At 62.0% G+C, this 17,594-nt stretch carries 20 protein-coding genes; 11 read left to right on the top strand and 9 right to left on the bottom strand.

The window, feature by feature from the left end; genetic code table 11:
- The coding region (locus G3O01_RS44130; protein ID WP_205813788.1) for an acyl-CoA dehydrogenase C-terminal domain-containing protein at window positions 1–224 on the top strand (224 nt) is incomplete at its 5' end.
- Window positions 225–294: 70 nt separating this feature from the next.
- Here G3O01_RS44130 and G3O01_RS44135 read toward each other — a convergent pair.
- Window positions 295–1,581, bottom strand: coding sequence for a D-amino acid dehydrogenase (locus G3O01_RS44135; RefSeq protein WP_205813789.1), 1,287 nt, complete (start codon window positions 1,579–1,581; stop codon window positions 295–297).
- A 166-nt stretch (window positions 1,582–1,747) separates the two neighbouring features.
- Between G3O01_RS44135 and G3O01_RS44140 the strand changes: the two genes are divergently transcribed.
- Window positions 1,748–2,236, top strand: a complete 489-nt coding sequence (locus tag G3O01_RS44140; RefSeq protein WP_205813790.1) for an Lrp/AsnC ligand binding domain-containing protein — start codon at window positions 1,748–1,750, stop codon at window positions 2,234–2,236.
- A 111-nt stretch (window positions 2,237–2,347) separates the two neighbouring features.
- On the top strand, window positions 2,348–3,493 hold the full coding sequence (locus G3O01_RS44145) for a PA0069 family radical SAM protein (RefSeq protein WP_205813791.1): 1,146 nt from the start codon (window positions 2,348–2,350) through the stop codon (window positions 3,491–3,493).
- 7 nt (window positions 3,494–3,500) lie between these two features.
- Here the strand turns inward: G3O01_RS44145 and G3O01_RS44150 are convergent, their stop codons facing one another.
- Window positions 3,501–3,968 carry an NINE protein gene (locus G3O01_RS44150; protein ID WP_205813792.1) on the bottom strand — a complete coding sequence of 156 codons (468 nt, stop codon included), beginning with the start codon at window positions 3,966–3,968 and terminating at the stop codon, window positions 3,501–3,503.
- 410 nt (window positions 3,969–4,378) lie between these two features.
- On the opposite strand from G3O01_RS44150, the gene rpsP reads away from it, so the two are divergent.
- The 6 genes from rpsP to G3O01_RS44180 all read left to right on the top strand — a co-directional run bounded on the left by rpsP (window position 4,379) and on the right by G3O01_RS44180 (window position 8,648).
- Window positions 4,379–4,633, top strand: coding sequence for a 30S ribosomal protein S16 (gene rpsP / locus G3O01_RS44155; protein WP_074263786.1), 255 nt, complete (start codon window positions 4,379–4,381; stop codon window positions 4,631–4,633).
- Between the two features lie 95 nt (window positions 4,634–4,728).
- Complete coding sequence (gene rimM, locus G3O01_RS44160) at window positions 4,729–5,424, top strand: ribosome maturation factor RimM (RefSeq protein ID WP_205813793.1); 696 nt, start codon at window positions 4,729–4,731, stop codon at window positions 5,422–5,424.
- A 24-nt stretch (window positions 5,425–5,448) separates the two neighbouring features.
- Window positions 5,449–6,216 (top strand): tRNA (guanosine(37)-N1)-methyltransferase TrmD, encoded by a 768-nt coding sequence (trmD, locus tag G3O01_RS44165; protein ID WP_205813794.1) that lies wholly within the window; start codon window positions 5,449–5,451, stop codon window positions 6,214–6,216.
- 146 nt (window positions 6,217–6,362) lie between these two features.
- A complete protein-coding gene (gene rplS, locus G3O01_RS44170) occupies window positions 6,363–6,755 on the top strand; it encodes a 50S ribosomal protein L19 (protein WP_205813795.1) in 393 nt (130 codons plus the stop codon).
- 93 nt (window positions 6,756–6,848) lie between these two features.
- On the top strand, window positions 6,849–7,547 hold the full coding sequence (locus G3O01_RS44175; RefSeq protein ID WP_205813796.1) for a CoA pyrophosphatase: 699 nt from the start codon (window positions 6,849–6,851) through the stop codon (window positions 7,545–7,547).
- 162 nt (window positions 7,548–7,709) lie between these two features.
- A complete protein-coding gene (locus G3O01_RS44180; protein WP_205813797.1) occupies window positions 7,710–8,648 on the top strand; it encodes a CobD/CbiB family protein in 939 nt (312 codons plus the stop codon).
- Between the two features lie 31 nt (window positions 8,649–8,679).
- Here the strand turns inward: G3O01_RS44180 and G3O01_RS44185 are convergent, their stop codons facing one another.
- From G3O01_RS44185 to G3O01_RS44195, 3 genes are read right to left on the bottom strand one after another with little or no spacing between them, the layout of a single operon-like run.
- Window positions 8,680–9,000, bottom strand: a complete 321-nt coding sequence (locus G3O01_RS44185) for a DUF2007 domain-containing protein (RefSeq protein ID WP_205813805.1) — start codon at window positions 8,998–9,000, stop codon at window positions 8,680–8,682.
- An 11-nt stretch (window positions 9,001–9,011) separates the two neighbouring features.
- Window positions 9,012–9,965, bottom strand: coding sequence for a ribosome small subunit-dependent GTPase A (gene rsgA / locus G3O01_RS44190; RefSeq protein ID WP_205813798.1), 954 nt, complete (start codon window positions 9,963–9,965; stop codon window positions 9,012–9,014).
- Window positions 9,962–11,221 carry a M48 family metallopeptidase gene (locus tag G3O01_RS44195; RefSeq protein WP_205813799.1) on the bottom strand — a complete coding sequence of 420 codons (1,260 nt, stop codon included), beginning with the start codon at window positions 11,219–11,221 and terminating at the stop codon, window positions 9,962–9,964. The genes rsgA and G3O01_RS44195 overlap by 4 nt, the downstream gene beginning before the upstream one ends.
- 141 nt (window positions 11,222–11,362) lie before the next feature.
- Between G3O01_RS44195 and orn the strand changes: the two genes are divergently transcribed.
- Entirely contained in the window at window positions 11,363–11,977 is a 615-nt protein-coding gene (gene orn / locus G3O01_RS44200; RefSeq protein WP_205813800.1) for an oligoribonuclease, read from the top strand.
- Here the strand turns inward: orn and mog are convergent, their stop codons facing one another.
- Both mog and yjgA read right to left on the bottom strand, forming a co-directional pair.
- Window positions 11,978–12,604 (bottom strand): molybdopterin adenylyltransferase, encoded by a 627-nt coding sequence (gene mog, locus G3O01_RS44205; protein ID WP_205813801.1) that lies wholly within the window; start codon window positions 12,602–12,604, stop codon window positions 11,978–11,980.
- Window positions 12,585–13,199: a ribosome biogenesis factor YjgA gene (yjgA, locus tag G3O01_RS44210; protein ID WP_205813802.1), complete on the bottom strand. Its 615-nt coding sequence runs from the start codon at window positions 13,197–13,199 to the stop codon at window positions 12,585–12,587. The genes mog and yjgA overlap by 20 nt, the downstream gene beginning before the upstream one ends.
- Before the next feature lie 230 nt (window positions 13,200–13,429).
- Here yjgA and pmbA point away from each other — a divergent pair, with 230 nt between their 5' ends.
- Entirely contained in the window at window positions 13,430–14,800 is a 1,371-nt protein-coding gene (gene pmbA / locus G3O01_RS44215) for a metalloprotease PmbA (protein ID WP_205813803.1), read from the top strand.
- Window positions 14,801–15,575: 775 nt separating this feature from the next.
- Here pmbA and G3O01_RS44220 read toward each other — a convergent pair.
- Window positions 15,576–16,076, bottom strand: coding sequence for a dihydrofolate reductase (locus tag G3O01_RS44220; RefSeq protein ID WP_205813804.1), 501 nt, complete (start codon window positions 16,074–16,076; stop codon window positions 15,576–15,578).
- Between the two features lie 106 nt (window positions 16,077–16,182).
- Entirely contained in the window at window positions 16,183–17,574 is a 1,392-nt protein-coding gene (locus G3O01_RS44225) for a sigma-54 dependent transcriptional regulator (RefSeq protein ID WP_346779273.1), read from the bottom strand.
- Between the last annotated feature and the right edge of the window lie 20 nt (window positions 17,575–17,594).

A 17,594-nucleotide genomic window follows, 5' to 3' on the forward strand; every position in this document is an offset into this window, starting at 1 on the left:
ATCTGAAGCTTGCGGGCATCGTGCTAGGCGGCTGGCAGATGGCGCGTGCGATGCTCGTCGCACAGCAGAAGCACGCGCAAGACCCGTCGTTCTACGGCGCGAAACTCGCCACCGCGCAGTTCTTCGCGGAACACATCCTGCCGCAAGCGGTAGCGCTCGAAGCATCGATTACGAGCACAAAGGGCGGCGAGGGCATGCTGGCGCTCACCGAAGATCAGTTCTGACGACGCTTCGCGACGAAGCAAAAAACAACGGCGCCATGAGGCGCCGTTGTCGTATCGGGAACGCTGCGAATCAGGCGTAAGCCGGACGCGTCTGACCCGTCGTCTCGCCGAGATAGCGATGCACCGAGAGATCGCCTGACTGGATCGCCGGACGCTTGCCCGAGATCAGATCAGCAAGCAGTTGACCCGAACCGCACGACATCGTCCAGCCAAGCGTGCCGTGGCCCGTATTCAGGAACAGGTTCGACACCGGCGTGCGGCCGACGATCGGCGTGCCGTCCGGCGTCATCGGACGCAGGCCCGTCCAGAACGATGCCTTCGCCGTATCGCCGCCGCCCGGGAACAGATCGTTCACGCACATTTCAAGCGTTTCACGGCGCGCCTGCTTCAGCTTCCTGTCGAAGCCGACGATCTCCGCCATTCCGCCGACGCGAATCCGGTCATCGAAACGCGTGATCGCGATCTTGTACGTCTCGTCGAGCACCGTCGACACAGGCGCAGCCTTCGCATCGACGATCGGCGCCGTGATCGAATAGCCCTTGAGCGGATACACCGGAATCTTGACGAGGCCCGACAGGAACTTCGTCGAGAACGAACCGAGCGCGACGACAAAGCTGTCCGCGCGCACGATCTCGCTGCCGCATCTCACGCCGGCGATACGGTCGCCTTCCATTGCGAGTGCGTCGATCGGCGTGTTGTAGCGGAACTTGACGCCCAGTTGCTCGGCGAGCGCAGCGAGGCGCGTCGTGAACAGCTGGCAGTCGCCCGTTTCGTCACCCGGCAGGCGCAGGCCGCCCGTCAGCTTGTGCGAGGTCGCCGCAAGCGCGGGCTCGGCGCGGGCGAGATCGCCCGGCATCAGCAGTTCGTACGGCACGTTCGCTTCTTCGAGCACCGCGATGTCTTTCGCAGCGCCATCGAGTTGCTGTTGCGTGCGGAACAGTTGCAGCGTGCCGCCCGTGCGGCCTTCGTACTGGATGCCGGTTTCAGCGCGCAGCGCCTGCAGGCAATCGCGGCTGTATTCAGCCAGACGCACCATGCGGCCTTTGTTGACGGCATAGCGCGCAGACGTGCAGTTCTGCAGCATCTGCCACATCCATTGCAACTGGAATTGCGTACCGTCGAGCCGGATGGCGAGCGGCGCGTGTTTCTGGAACATCCATTTGACGGCCTTCAGCGGCACGCCCGGCGCCGCCCACGGCGCAGCGTAGCCCGGCGAAATCTGGCCGGCGTTGGCGAAGCTCGTTTCGAGCGCAGGACCCGCTTCGCGATCGATTACGGTCACTTCGTGACCCGCGCGCGCAAGATAATAGGCGCTCGTTACCCCGACGACGCCACTGCCCAGAACGACAACACGCATAGCTGCTCCATAAAGGTCGAAAGGGCCTGCGGCGTGGTGGAAACCTCGTGCTTCGTGATCTTGTTCGATTGACGAGGTGATATGCCGCTTGCCTAGTGTTAACCGCTATACTATTTGTCTCTGGGTAGGTTTTGTTATTGTATTTTTTGGATTTTCAGTAAATACCATGCGTACACAGCGTCAACCGGTGCGATCGCTCGACAAACTCGATCACAAGATCCTGAAAATCCTCCAGATAGACGGCCGGATCGCGATGAAGGAGCTGGCCGAACAGGTGGGTCTGTCGGTGACGCCGTGCATCGAGCGGGTGAAGCGCATGGAGCGCGACGGCGTGATTACCGGCTATCACGCGCGCGTGAACCCGGCGGAACTCGGTGCCGCGCTGCTGGTGTTCGTCGAAATCACGCTTGATCACAAAAGCGGCAACATGTTCGATCAGTTCCGGCGCGAAGTGCAGAAGATCCCGGAGGTGCTCGAATGTCATCTCGTCTCCGGTGACTTCGACTATCTGATCAAGGCGCGCATCGGCGAAATGGCCGATTACCGAAAGCTGCTGGGCGACATCCTGCTGCAACTGCCGGGCGCGGTGCAGTCGAAGAGCTATGTCGTGATGGAAGAAATCAAGGAAACGCTGATGATCGCTGTCGGCGACTAACGCATCCGCAAGGCCGCGCCGGTGCCTGAACCGGCCCTCAAAGTCACGCTTCACAAAAGCCGTAAACACTGTATATTTATACAGTATTCAGCGTTGCTTTTGAAGTGTGCCGTGACCGACTACGACCGAGACATTCCCGAATATCCGATCGCACCGCCCGCTCCTCGCAAGGGCCGCGGCGCGGTGACGAACGTGCAGGGCCGCTACGAACTGGACCAGCGCGAGGCTGTCGACGACGGCTGGATCGCCGAGTCTGAGGAAGAGTGGGGCCGTCCGGCGTTGCGCACCCAGGTGTTCGAAGAGCGCGCGAAAAGCATTCTCACGCATAACCAGTCGCCGGATATTCCGTTCAGTGTTTCGCTGAATCCTTATCGTGGGTGCGAGCATGGCTGTATTTACTGCTTCGCGCGGCCTACTCACAGCTATCTCGGCTTGTCGCCGGGCCTCGACTTCGAAAGCCGGATCTACGCGAAGGTCAACGCACCGGAACTGCTTGTGCGCGAGATGTCGAGAAAGTCTTATGTGCCGGAACCCATCGCGCTTGGCGTGAATACGGACGCATGGCAGCCTGTCGAACGCGACTTGCAACTGACGCGGCGTGTCATCCAGGTGATGAGCGACCATAACCAGGCATTCGCCGCGATCACCAAGAATTCGCTGATTGAGCGCGATATCGATCTGTTGGCGCCGATGGCCGAGAAAGGGCTGATGATGGCGGCCATCACCGTCACCACGCTGGACGCCGACATTGCGCGCACGCTGGAGCCGCGCGCAGCAACGCCCGCGCGGCGTCTGAGGACGATCCGCGCGCTGAGCGACGCGGGCATTCCCGTGGGTGTCAGCATTGCGCCCGTCATTCCGTTCGTCACGGATCAGGACATGGAGCGGGTGCTCGAAGCCTGCGCGGAGGCGGGCGCGACTAGCGCGAGCTATATCGTGTTGCGTCTGCCCTGGGAAGTCGCGCCGCTTTTCAAAGGCTGGCTGGAAGCGCATTTTCCCGATCGTGCCGAGCGAGTGATGAACCGGGTGCGCGACATGCGCGGCGGCAAGGACTATGACTCGTCGTTTTCGACGCGGATGAAAGGAGAAGGCTTATGGGCCGATCTGCTGCGTCAGCGTTTCGCAAACTCAGTGCGGCGGCTTGGTTTGAATGCGCGCAATCACGGCATTCTCGATATGTCGCATTTCAAACGTACTGAATCGCCAGGTTCGTCGAAGCCGGCCGCACCGCAGACATCGCAAATGAGTCTCTTCTGAAAGCGTCTTATTGCGAGATCGCTTTTGCGGCCTCGACCTGCGATTCGAAGTAAGTCTGGAACGACAGTGCGAGTCCCGTCATCAGCAGGAAAGCGCCGATCAGCAGCGAGAAGATGACGACGAAAATAACCGTCCAGCCTGAATTGCTATGTTGATTGGTATGCGTGTTGAATTGCGCGTCCCATTTTTCGTCGGGCCGCAGACCGTAGACAATCGCTGCGAGAAAGGCTGCCAGCATCGACACTGCGCCGGGAAACGCGAGCATCCATCCGGTGATCGCGGTGCGCTCGGTCGCGGCGAGCAGCATGAAGCCGGGAATGCCGATGATCGTTCCAGCGAGATGCGCCCAGCCCCAGACGTCGCGCAACCCATATAGATAGAAGCGATGCGCACCGAGCGTACCGAAGAAGAACGCCAGCGCGGCGGTAAGGGTCTTGGAGCGAAAGCGCGAGTGATGCGTAGCGACGGTGGCCATGAGCGTAAGCGACAGGGTGACGGGCGGCTGCTATGGCTGCGAATCCCGCGCACAGCCGACGCGCATTCTACGCCGGCCGCGAGAGGCGCGGCACTTGCAGCACGTTATGCTGGCATTCCATCCCGGCCTGGCGGAAAAGCGCCCGCAATGACAGCTCGAGCCGGGATATTGCGATAGCGTGGCGCCCGCGCGACGGTTCCGCCTGCGACGCGTGAAACAACTCCGGCAAGCCCATCGGCTTGTTCTCGCACGGGTTGTTAGGACTATTTTCCGGCCGACAGCCAAGGGTTTGAGCCATTTCTGCGCCCTTGAGGCTCAGTTTATCCAGCTAAGTGTTTGTTGTGCTTTCGGTTTCCGGCTATAATCGCGTGTTTCAGTAGTTTCGAACCCCGGTTTTCAAGGATTCTAGTATGGTCATCATCCGCTTGGCTCGTGGCGGCTCGAAGAAGCGCCCTTTCTACAACATCGTCGCAACCGATTCGCGTAACCGTCGTGACGGCCGCTTCATCGAACGCGTTGGCTTCTACAACCCGATCGCTACGAAGGGTGAGTCACTGCGTATCGCTCAAGATCGCCTGACGTACTGGCAAGGCGTTGGCGCACAACTGTCGCCGACCGTCGAGCGTCTGGTGAAGGAAGCGCAAAAGGCGCAACCGGCTGCTTAATAGCAGTTTCAAGGTACATCGTTGGCTCGTGCGGCAGTGGTTCTGCGCGAGTCCCGGGTGTGCAGGTTTTACGTATGCAGGCTTGAGGTTCGCTGATGTCGGAGCGTGATTCGGGTAGTTCAGGTCGCGCGAAGGCGAAAACACAGTCTGGCGCGCGTGCGTCGTTTGGCGCGTTTGTCCGCAAGCCGGTCGAACGTCCGGCGGCAAATGCCACGGCGGCGCAAGAAATGCGCGCTGATGCGGCGGAAAGCTGGCCCGACGACGCCGTCGAAGTCGGCGCAATCGTCGATGCATACGGTCTCAAAGGCTGGGTGAAGGTGGCCGCTCACGCGGACGCCGGTCATGGCGGCGACGCCTTGCTCAGCGCCAAACGCTGGTGGCTCGAAAAGGGTCGCGAGCGCAAGTCGGCGCCCCGCCTGCAGTCCAAGGTTCATGGCGACAGCATCGTTGCGCATCTGGCTGGCCCGGCCGGCCGCGATGAGGCGCTCGCGTTGCGCGGTTACCGCGTGTACGTGCGCCGCAGCGATTTCCCTGCGCTCGGAACCGACGAATATTACTGGGTCGACCTGCTGGGCCTCGATGTAGTCAATGAGGCAGGCGTCGAACTCGGCAAAGTAGCGGATCTGATCGACAACGGTGCGCAGTCGGTGTTGCGCATCGAGTATCCGGCTACCGGCAAAGACGGCAAGCCGGTCACCGGCGAACGCTTGATCCCGTTCGTCGGCGTCTATGTCAAAACGGTAGATCAGGCGGCGAAGAAGATCGTCGTCGACTGGGAAGCCGACTATTAAAACATTCGCTTCACGGAGAGAGCGATGCAGTTCGATATCGTTACGCTCTTTCCCGAGATGTTTCGCGCGCTGACCGACTGGGGCATTACGAGCCGCGCAGCGAAACAGGAGCGATATGGGTTGCGCACGTGGAATCCGCGTGATTTCACCACCGACAACTACCGCACGATCGACGATCGCCCGTACGGCGGCGGCCCCGGCATGGTAATGCTGGCCAAACCACTGGAAGACGCGATCGGTGCCGCGAAAGCGGCGCAGGAAGAGCAGGGCATTGGCGGCGCGCGCGTCGTGATGATGTCGCCGCAAGGTGCCACGCTCAATCACGACAAGGTGATGCAGTTCGCTGCCGAACCCGGTCTGATCCTGCTGTGCGGCCGCTACGAAGCGATCGATCAGCGTCTGCTCGACCGTGTCGTTGACGAAGAAGTCAGTCTTGGCGACTTCGTGCTGTCAGGTGGCGAATTGCCGGCCATGGCGTTGATCGATGCCGTCGTGCGTCATCTGCCGGGCGTGTTGAACGATGCGCAGTCGGCCGTGCAAGACAGTTTCGTCGATGGTTTGCTGGATTGTCCGCACTACACGCGTCCCGAGGAATACGACGGCGTGCGTGTGCCCGATGTGCTGCTCGGCGGCCATCATGCGGAGATCGAGCAGTGGCGGCGGCGCGAAGCGCTGCGCAACACGCTGGTCAAACGGCCCGATCTGATCGATCAGGCCAGAAAGAACAAGTTGTTGAGCCGTGCTGATGAAGCATGGCTTGCAAGTCTCGCGAAGGAAGCGTCGAAGCACTGAGCTTTGCGCGACCCGGCGGGATCCAGGCGGAGCCGTCCATGCGTGGGCGGTTCCTGATGTGAACCCATCCTCTATCGGGGCCGTAGCCGAACGCGCGAAGCGCGAGGCAGGTACGAACGCCGACAAGATGGCATTAGGAGTCAGTGATGAATCTGATTGCAAAACTCGAGCAGGAAGAAATCGAGCGCGCGCTCGCAGGCAAGACCATCCCCGAATTCGCTCCCGGCGATACGGTGATCGTGAGCGTGAACGTGGTTGAAGGTAACCGCAAGCGCGTTCAGGCTTACGAAGGCGTCGTGATCGCGAAGCGTAACCGTGGCCTCAACTCGTCGTTCATCGTCCGCAAGATTTCGTCGGGCGAAGGCGTCGAGCGTACGTTCCAAACGTATTCGCCGCTGCTGGCAAGCATCGTCGTGAAGCGTCGTGGCGATGTGCGTCGTGCAAAGCTGTACTATCTGCGCGAGCGTTCGGGCAAGTCGGCTCGAATCAAAGAGAAGCTGGTGTCGAAAGACCGCACTGCGGCAGCTGCTCAAGAGTAAAAGCTGTAAGAAAAAGCACCCTCCGCGGGTGCTTTTTTGTTTGCCAGGTCAAAATAGCGTCGTGTCCCACCCGCGCTCGTTTCGAGACTTCCATTGACCTCGCCTTCACGTCCCTCCCGTCCCGTATTTGACCCCGAAAGCTTGCCTGTCGAACCGGCAGATGTCGATCTGCCCGCTGTCGCATCCGCGCGTCTGACGCCGGACGGCCTGCGCGCACGCTTCGAGCAGAACCTGCCGTGGGAGCAGGAGACGCGTGAAGTCCGTTGGCGCGATACCACCGATCCGCGTGTCGCTGCTGTGCTGGTGCCGCTCGTCGTGCGAGAGGGCGGACTGACTGTGCTCCTTACGCAACGCACCGCGCATCTGAATGATCATGCCGGTCAAGTGAGTTTTCCCGGCGGCCGGCACGAACCTCACGATGCCGACACGACGGCAACCGCGTTGCGTGAAGCGCAGGAAGAAGTCGGCCTTGAACCGTCGCGTGTCGAAGTGCTCGGCACGTTGCCCGAATATCTGACGGGCACGGGTTTTCGCGTGACACCTGTCGTCGGTCTCGTTCATCCGCCGTTCACGGTGCAGGCCGACACGTTCGAAGTTGCAGAGATTTTCGAAGTGCCGCTGCGTTTCCTGATGGACCCGAAGAATCACGAAGTACGCGTACTGAGTTGGGAAGGCGGCGAACGTCGTTTTTTTGCAATGCCGTATCCGCGAGGCGAAGTGGGCGGCGATTACTTCATCTGGGGCGCAACGGCGGGCATGTTGCGCAATTTCTATCGCTTCCTCGCGGCTTGACACTCGAGACGGCGCGAACGACACAGGGTCGCTTCATTACGCTTGCATTGCAGCCACTCAGCCTCATCCGACCCTGTGCTATCGTATTGACCAATTCCGCTCATCGGACCGATCGGCCGGCAAGCACCGTCCGGCAAGAACTCGAATAGCACGGCGTCTCGCATGACATTTTTCTCCGTATTGTTGGCCCTCATCATCGAACAGGTGCGCGCGCTGTCGCCGAATAACCCGGTGTCGGCACTCCTTCAATACCATGCGGAATCGACGGCGCACGGCTTCGATGCTGGCAAGGAGAAGCATGGCATCCTCGCGTGGCTGGTCGTCGTGCTGCCGTGGACGCTCGTCACCGGCTTGATCTACTTCGTGCTGTACCAGATTCACTTCGCGCTCGCGTTCCTCTGGAACGTCGCGGTCCTGTACTTCACGCTCGGCTTCCGGCAGTTCAGCCATTACTTCACGGACATCCACCTGTCGTTGAATAACGACGATGTGCCGCGAGCGCGTGAGATTCTCAGCGAATGGACGGGTCTCGATACGGTCGACATGCCCGTCAGCGAAATCGTCCGTCACACGCTGATTCACGCTGTCGTCGCGTCGCACCGGCATGTGTTCGGTGTGTTCTTCTGGTTTCTGATTCCTGTCGGACCGGCCGGCGCGGTGCTGTATCGCACGGCCGAGTATCTGGCGCGCACATGGTCGAAGCCCGCCGACGACCGCACCGCGGCTTTCTCTACCTTTGCGCAGCGGGCATTCTTCGTGATCGACTGGATTCCGTCGCGTTTGACGTCGCTGGGTTTTGCGATCGTCGGCAATTTCGAAGACGCGATTTACGCGTGGCGCAATCACGCGCGCCAGTGGCCCGATCCGAACGACGGTGTCTTGCTTGCCGCCGGCAGCGGTGCACTGGGTGCGCGTCTGGCGGGGCCGCTCGCGGAAGTATCGAGCCTCGACGCACTGTCGACGGGCGACGGCGGCCCGATGTCCGTTGGCGACGACTGCACGCCGCGCACGCTGCAATCGGCTGTCGGCCTCGTGTGGCGCGCCGTCATTCTGTGGATGATTCTGCTGCTGATGCTGACGATCGCCGTCTGGCTCGCCTGAAGGTAGCGCATCTCAATCACGCAAGGCGCGCTCAACCGTCCAACGGATCGCGCGCCGTCCCGCAATTCCAGCACACGGTGAACTGCGCTTCGAGCCGCTCACCGCATTTCGCGCAACGCCAGCTGGGCGCATCGGCGGCCGGGCCGCTGCGTGCTGCATCGATCAACTTCCTCGCTAATGCTTCGTCGCGCTCGTCGACGAGCCACAATTCCGGCGCGCACTGATCCGCCGGAATCTCGCCGATAGCGCCGCTCAGATAGCGGTTATGCAGTTCGCACGTAATGCCCGCCGCCGCCAGCAGATTGATCCAATGCTGCCCGATGAAGACGTTGGGCGCGCGCATGAGCTTCATCATGGTCGCCTTTAGCGGACGATCTGACTCGCCTCGTGCACGAGCTGCGCATAGAGCGCGTGCCGTTCCTTCGCGATGCGGCCATCGGCGACCGCTTCGAGAATCGCGCAACCGGGCTCATGCAGATGATGGCAGTTATAGAAGCGGCAGTTGGGCAAGAGTGGCCTGAACTCGGGGAACGCGCGCTCGAGCTTGCCTTCCGTCAGATGATGCAGGCCGAATTCCTGGAAACCCGGCGAATCGATCAGCGCGCCTTCGGTACCCGGAAGCGGATAGAGGCGCGTGAAGGTAGTCGTGTGACGGCCGCTGTTGAGCGCCGTCGAGATCTCGCGCGTCGCCACTTCGGCGTCGGGAATCAGCAGATTGACGAGCGTCGATTTGCCCATGCCGGATTGACCGAGCAGCAAGGTCGAGTGGCCATGCAGATGCTCTTCCAGTGTCGTGCGCGCAGCGTCCGGCTGCGTCTTGATCGACACCTCGAGCACCGTATAACCCAGCGAGCGATACAGTTCGAGCCGCTTGCGCGCGAGTGGCAATGCGGCCTCGACGTCGATCTTGTTCAGCACGATCAACGGCTTCAGTTCGTTCTCTTCGGCGGCGACGAGCGCACGGCCGAGCAGGTCTTCGCTGAAATGAGGTTCAGTGGCGAGCACGATCAGAAGCTGATCGAGATTCGCCGCGAAAAGCTTCGACTTGTACTGATCCGATCTATACAGCAGGTTGCGCCGTTCGCCGATCTCGACGATCACGCCCTGATCGACGGAGGTCAGCTCATAAAGCACCTGATCGCCCACGGCGATCTCGCTGCGCTTGCCGCGCGGGAAGCATTGCAGGATCGGTCCGCCGTCTTCGGGCGCGACGATGTAGTGACGTCCATGCGCGGCGATCACGAGGCCGCGCACGCGTTCCTGCGCGCGATCGCTGGCAGCAGCGGCGCGCAGCGCTTTCGGTGAGCGGCCCGTCATGCGTGACGCAGCAGCCGGTCGATCCGCTGCGAAGCGGGCGGGTGCGAGTAGTAGAACGCGGTGTAGAGCGGGTCGGGCGTGAGGGTCGACGCGTTATCTTCGTACAGCTTGACGAGCGCATTGACGAGGTCTCTGGCGTCGGTCTGCGTCGCGGCGAATGCGTCGGCTTCGAACTCGTGCTTGCGCGAAGTCAGGCTGCCGAGCGGCGTCACGAAGAACAGGAACACGGGCACCGCGAGGAAGAACAGCACGAGCGCAAGGCCGTCGTTGCTGCCCGTCAACGACGGACGCACGCCAAGGCCTTCGAAGAACCACACACGCTGCGCGAGGTAGCCGAGCAGCGCGAGCATCGCAAGGCTGATCAGGAACGTGACGATCATCCGCTTGATCACATGGCGGCGCTTGAAGTGGCCGAGTTCATGCGCGAGCACCGCTTCGATCTCGCTGCCCGACAGGCGCGAGAGCAGCGTGTCGAAGAACACGATCCGCTTGGACGAGCCGAAGCCCGTGAAGTACGCGTTGCCATGCGCCGAACGGCGGCTGCCGTCCATCACGAACAGGCCCTTGGCCGCGAAGCCGCAACGCTTCATCAGCGCGTCGATGCGATGCACGAGCGCTTCATCCTTCAGCGGCTCGAACTTGTTGAACATCGGTGCGATGAAGCTCGGATACAGGATCAGCACGAGCATCTGGAACACGACCCACACGACCCACGTCCACCACCACCAGTACGTGCCCGCCTTGTTCATCAGCCACAGCACGACGAACAGCAGCGGCAGGCCGAACGCGGCGCCGAGCAGCACGCCCTTGATACGGTCGACGAAAAAGATGCGCTTGCTCATGCGGTTGAAGCCGAAGCGCTGCTCGATGCCGAACTGACGGTAATAGTCGAACGGCAGATCGATCGCGCTCGTGATCGCGATGACGGCGCCCACCAGCAGAATCTCGCCGGTATAGCCGCGCCCCACCCAGTCGCCGATCGCGAGATCCAGTGCCTGCACGCCGCCCAGCAGCGTGAGCCCGATCAGCACGGCCGCGCTGACGACGATCTCGGCCATCGTGAGCCGGGTGCGTTCGACCGTGTAATCGGCGGCGCGCTGGTGAGCGGAGAGGGCGATGGTGCCCGCGAACTGCGGCGGCACGTTTTCACGGTGCGCTGCAACGAAGCGGATCTGCCGCGACGCGAGCCAGAGCTTCGTGCCGACCATCGCCACGACGGCGATCACGAACAGAACGGTGAAGTACAGAGTAGGCATCCGGGGAATCCGTAGGTTCTATGCGAGAATTATATGTTTGTTCCCGCTTGCGGGCGGGAGCGCGCCATTTTCGGCGCGAAATTGACGGTCCGCCCGCCGCCGGCGAGCCGTTCGCGCCGCTTCACACCGGGGTTGCCTTCAATGACTGACATTATCGAATCCGTCGATCAGCCGCTCGTGCGCGGCGACATGAATCTCGTCTGGCTGGACATGGAAATGACGGGGCTCGATCCCGACAACGACCGCATCATCGAGATTGCCGTCGTCGTGACCAATTCGACGCTGGACCGCATGGTCGAAGGCCCCGTGCTCGCCATCCATCAGAGCGACGAAACGCTGGACAAGATGGACGACTGGAACAAGAACACGCATGGCCGTTCCGGGCTGATCGAGCGCGTGCGCGCGTCGACGGTATCGGAAGCCGACGCCACGGAACAGATCCGCGCGTTCCTCGGTCAGCACGTGCCGCCCGGCAAGTCGCCGATGTGCGGCAACTCGATCTGCCAGGACCGCCGTTTCATGGCGCGCTGGATGCCCGAACTGGAAACGTTCTTCCATTACCGCAACCTCGACGTCAGCACGCTGAAGGAACTGTGCCGCCGCTGGCAGCCCGCGATCTACAAGGGCTTCCAGAAGCGCGCGATGCACACGGCGCTCGCCGACATCCATGAATCGATCGACGAACTGCGCTATTACCGGGAGCATTTCCTGATCCCGGCAGCGAGCGAGCCCGCTGCCGACGCGGCGTCGAAGTAATCAGCCTTGCCGGGGCGCGCGCACTGCGTTCTTCGGCCGGAACGCCGCCACCACGGTGGCGTTCGTCTCGATGTACGGGCCGCCGATCAGGTCGATGCAATACGGCACCGCGGCGAAAATGCCCGGCACTTTCACCTTGCCGTTTTCATCGCGCAAACCTTCCAGCGTTTCCTTGATCGACTTCGGCTGTCCTGGCAGATTGATGATCAGCGCGGCGCGCTCCGCCGTCTCGCGGATCACCGCGACCTGACGCGACAGGATCGCCGTCGGCACGAAATTCAGGCTGATCTGCCGCATCTGCTCGCCGAACCCCGGCATCTCTTTCGTTCCCGCCGCGAGCGTCGCCTCGGGCGTCACGTCGCGCCGCGACGGCCCTGTGCCGCCCGTCGTCAGCACGAGATCGCAGCCCGTCTCGTCGACCAGTTCGATCAGCGTCTTCGTGATGGTCGGCGCGTCGTCCTGGATCAGGCGCGTTTCCGTGCGAAACGGCGACGTTAGCGCGCCGCCGAGCCACTCCTGCAGGGACGGAATACCCTTGTCCTCATAGACGCCCGTGCTGGCGCGATCGCTGATCGACACGAGGCCGACGATCAGTTCGTCGGGATAATTACGCGCGGGAATCGTCATCGTGGTCTTCAGAAACGTCGGAATCGTCGGTGTCGTCGCCGTCGTCCTGATCCGCGCCGGCGGCGTTCTTGATCCACTGGAACAGCTCGCGGAAGTAGCGCGGCGGCTTGCTTTGCTGCGCTTCCTTGCGGGCGTTGCGGATCAGCGTGCGGCCTTCCTGCGGGTCGGCGGCGGGATGCTGGCGAATGAACTCCGTGAGCGCGGCGTCGTCGGCGAGCAGTTTCTCGCGGGTGCGTTCGATCCAGTGCAGGCGCGCCGTCTCGGACTTGTTGACGCCCTTGTACTTGTCGAGCGCTTCGCGCAGCGCGGCCGTTTCGGCGTCCGTCAGACCGCGCATGACCTTGCCGACATACTGCATCTGGCGGCGCTTGCCTTCGTGGTCGGTGATGCGGCGAGCTTCGCGCACGGCGTCGCCGAGCGATTCGGGCATCGGCATGCGTTTGAGCGCGTCTTTCGGCAGCGCGACGATCTCTACGCCCAGTTCCTGCAACTCGTGCATTTCACGTTTGAGTTGCGATTTGCTGGGACGGTCATACCCGTTGTCGTCGACGACGGCAGCGGGTTCCATGGGTTGAATGCGGGTTTTGCGTGTCATGCGCGATATTGTAGCGTGCCGGGGCGCGCCGGCTGGACAAGGTACTGTCCGCGTATCGTCGGCGAAGCGCATGCGTTCAAGGTGTTAGCGAATGCCAGGTGCAGCAGCGTAGAGCTTGCTATGATCGCGGGATGCGTCGGCGCACAGGCCGGCTGAATACAGCGCTTGCAACGACGAACTTTCGCGGGCTTCGGCCCGGACGGCACCGCAACTCAGGACGGCAAACGACAATGGCAGCAGACACGGAAGCCCGGCAACGCTTTTTCCCGCACACGCAGGACGAACTGAAGGAAATCGCTTCGGACATTCTTCGTCACGCGAAGACGCTCGGCGCAACCGACGCGGCAACCGAGATTTCGGAAGGCGACGGCCTGTCCGTCTCCGTGCGGCGCGGCGAAGTCGAGACGATCGAGCACAACCGCGACAAGATGGTCGGCGTAACGGTGTTCATCGGCAACAAGCGCGGCAACGCGAGCACGTCTGACTTTTCGTCGCAGGCGCTGAAGGACACGGTGATGGCCGCGTACAACATCGCGCGCTTCACTGCAGAGGACGACTGTGCGGGCCTTGCAGAAGAAGAGCTGCTCGAAAAGGATCCGCGCGATCTCGATCTGTATCACCCATGGAATCTGGACGCGGACGAAGCCGTCGAACTGGCGCGCCGCGCGGAAGACGCCGCGTTCGCCGTGAGTCCGCAGATCAAGAATTCGGAAGGCGCGAGCGTCTCGGCGCAGCATTCGCAGTTCGTGCTGGGCACGTCGCGCGGGTTCCTCGCGGGCTATCCGTACTCGCGTCACTACATTGCGTGCGCGCCGATCGCGGGCAGCGGTCGCAACATGCAGCGCGACGACTGGTACACGTCGAAGCGCAGCGCAGGCGAACTGGCCGATCCTGAAGCTGTCGGCCGCTATGCCGCCGAACGCGCACTGGCGCGCATGGGCGCGCGTGGTCTGGATACGCGCAAGGTGCCGGTGCTGTTCGAGGCACCGCTTGCAGCCGGACTGCTCGGCGCATTCGTGCAGGCGACGAGCGGCGGCGCGCTGTATCGCAAGACGACGTTTCTGGTGGATAGCCTCGGCAAGCCGGTATTCGCACCGCATATCCAGATCGTCGAAGATCCGCATGTTGCGCGTGCGATGGGTAGCGCGCCGTTCGACGAAGAAGGTGTGCGGACGAAGCAGCGTTCGGTGGTGAAAGATGGCGTTGTCGAAGGGTATTTTCTGTCGACGTACTCGGCGCGCAAGCTTGGTATGCCGACGACGGGTAACGCCGGCGGTTCGCACAATCTTTCGCTGCGCAGTTCCTTGACGCAAGAGTCCGACGACTTCGAGGAAATGCTGCGCAAGCTTGGGACGGGTTTGCTGCTCACCGAGCTGATGGGGCAGGGCGTCAATTACGTCACGGGGGATTATTCGCGTGGCGCGTCCGGGTTCTGGGTCGAGAATGGGAAGATCCAGTATCCCGTTGAGGAGATCACTGTGGCCAGCACGTTGCAGGAGATGTTCCGGCATGTCGTGGCGATTGGCGCGGACACGATTGTTCGTGGGACCAAGCAGACTGGCTCTGTTTTGATTGAGCGGATGACTGTTGCTGGGCAGTGATTGGGTTTTTGTTTTGGTTTTGATTTTTGTTTTGGTTTTGCCTGCGGCGGGTCTGGCTTGTTTGGGCTTGTCCGCTGCGCTGGCATCCGCGTGATGTAGCTGGTTCGCTAGCGTTGCCCCTGTGCGGGGCGGCACCTACTTTTCTTTGCCGCGGCAAAGAAAAGTAGGCAAAAGAAAGCCGCTGAACACCGCCAGTTCTCATAGTTGCCCACGGGTCCCCAACGGCCCCGTCCTGTTCGCGGCATCGCTCTTCTCGATGCCCGCTGCCAGCGCTTCGAACTGGCTCATCACCCGCTTCATGCTCCCGCGTCGCGGCCCGCGCGATCAGATTGTCCACGTTCTATAGCGGCAAACTGTGTGTAGGCCATCGCGGCGTACACGCATCACTCCGGACTGAAAAGCACGATCGGTGTCGTAAGAGCGCCGACGCGTGAAGCACGACGACCTACACACAGTTTGCCACCTGGGCGGCGGTGACCAGTCGCTGCCGCTGGCTGCGTTACGGGTGATTGAAGCGGGTGAGGCGCCCATTCAAGGCGCTGGCAACGGGCAGTGAATGGCAGAACGCCGTGTGAAGTGGAGGAACTGTTGGGGGCCCTCAGGCGGTGGTCAAGAGCGGGCGGTGTCAGCCCGCTTTCTTTGCTTACTTTCTTTGCGGCGGCAAAGAAAGTAAGTGCCGCCCCGCACAGGGGCAACGCCTGAAGCACCAGTAACACAACGCGGATGCCAGCGAAACCCCAAGAAAAACCACACCAGGCGTCGCAGACAAAAAACCTTACACCCCGATCCGCTGATAAACCACAAACGCGTACTCAAACTCATTAGGCTCTTTAGCCCGATGCGTCTCACGAGAGACTTCAGCCCACACGCCGGGATCAGGCGCCGGAAACCTTGCATCGCCTTCAAAATCAGCATGAATCTCGGTAACGATCATCTTGTCGGCGAGGCGTAGGCCTTCTTCATACAACTGCGCACCGCCGATCAGAAACACTTCAGCTGCCTCATCACGCGCTGCGAGAGTCAAAGCATCGGCAAGACTGGCAACAGCATCACAGCCTTCAAACCGCCGCGCCGCGTCCCGCGTCACAACAATATTGCGCCGCCCAGGCAACACCCGCCCAATCGACTCATGCGTCTTGCGCCCCATCACGATAGGCGCGCCCATCGTCGTGCGTTTGAAGAAAGCGAGGTCTTCGGGAAGCCGCCAGGGCAACTGGTTATCACGGCCGATCACGCCATTGCGGGCGCGAGCGACGATCAGGGTGAGCGTCGTCATGCGAAATATGAGGCGGGTAGAAAGTGGAAGCCGATTCTACCCGACCACGCATCACCTGGCCCGCACGCCCCCAGCAACCCGCCAATCGTCATTCGCAATAAAACCGCTAATCCCGCGCCTCGTGCCCGGCAGCATCTGAACCCTTGTCGTCGGCCTTGAAACCTGCCTTGTCGTCGCCAGACGTATCGCGCAAACCATGCGCACCCATCAACCGGTACAGCGTCACGCGCGAAATCCCAAGATCCGTCGCCGCCTCGTTCAGACGATGCCTATGCCGCAGCAGCGCCACTTCGATCGCGCGCTTCTCGGCGGCTTCGCGTGCCTGCGCGAGGCTCATCGTCTGTTGCTCGCTGAATCCGCCGAGATCGAGGTCGTCGGCGGAAATCAGCTTGTTCTCGGCCATCACGATCGCGCGGCGCACGCGGTTGATCAGCTCACGCACGTTGCCCGGCCAGTGATAGTTGTACATCGCCTCGATCGCCGACGGCGTGAAGCCGCGAATCTTGCGCGCGTTGTCCGTCTTGAACTTGCCGAGAATATGATGCGCGAGCAGTTCGATGTCCTTGCCGCGCGCGCGCAGCGGCGGCTCGTCGACGCGCAGCACGCACAGCCGGTGGAACAGGTCCTGCCGGAAACGCCCGTCGCCCATCGCGCCTTCCAGATCGACGTGCGTCGCCGAAATGATCCGCACGTCGACGGGAATCGACTCGTGGCCGCCAAGCCGCTCGATCCTGCCTTCCTGCAGGAAACGCAACAGGCTTGCCTGGCTTTCCATCGGCAGATCGCCGATTTCGTCGAGAAACAGCGTGCCGCCGTTGGCCGCCTCGACGCGCCCGATCTTGCGCTGGTTCGCGCCTGTGAACGCGCCGCGCTCATAGCCGAACAGCTCCGACTGCAGCAGATGATGCGGAATTGCGCCGCAGTTGATCGGAACGAACGGCGCCTTGCGGCGCGGCGAGCGCTCGTGGATCGCCAGCGCCGTCAGTTCCTTGCCCGTGCCCGATTCGCCCGAGATGAACACGCTGGCATCGGTGTTCGCGACCTTGCGGATCGTGCGAAACAGCTGCTGCATCGCCTCGCAGGTGCCGACCATCTCGTCGTCGCTCGCACCCGTCGTGTCGGGCGGCATATCGGCGTCGCCCAGATTCACCATGCCGTACGCGTGACCGACCAGATAGTCGATCGTCGCGTTCGCTACGGGAATCTTCACGTAGTCGAAGCAGTAGTGGCGGATCAGCCGCCGCACGGCGGGATCGGCGAGCCGCTCGGGATTCGCGAGCGCGATCCAGCCGACCTGCTGTTGCCTCAGGCTCGCCTCGAGTCCCGGCAGATCGCGGGAGGGAAAGCTCGCCATGTCGACGATGCCCGCGCACATCGTCGCGGGCTTCACGAGCCGGCCGATCTCGTGCGCCGAGCGCGCCACCAGCACGTTCCAGTCGCGGCTTTTCAGATGCTCGACGAGCGCGTCGTCGGGCGTGCGCGCGGCGTACAGCAGGATGCGCGCGCCCGCGTCGGGCG

Source organism: Burkholderia sp. Ac-20365 (assembly GCF_017104715.1).
GTDB lineage: Bacteria > Pseudomonadota > Gammaproteobacteria > Burkholderiales > Burkholderiaceae > Paraburkholderia.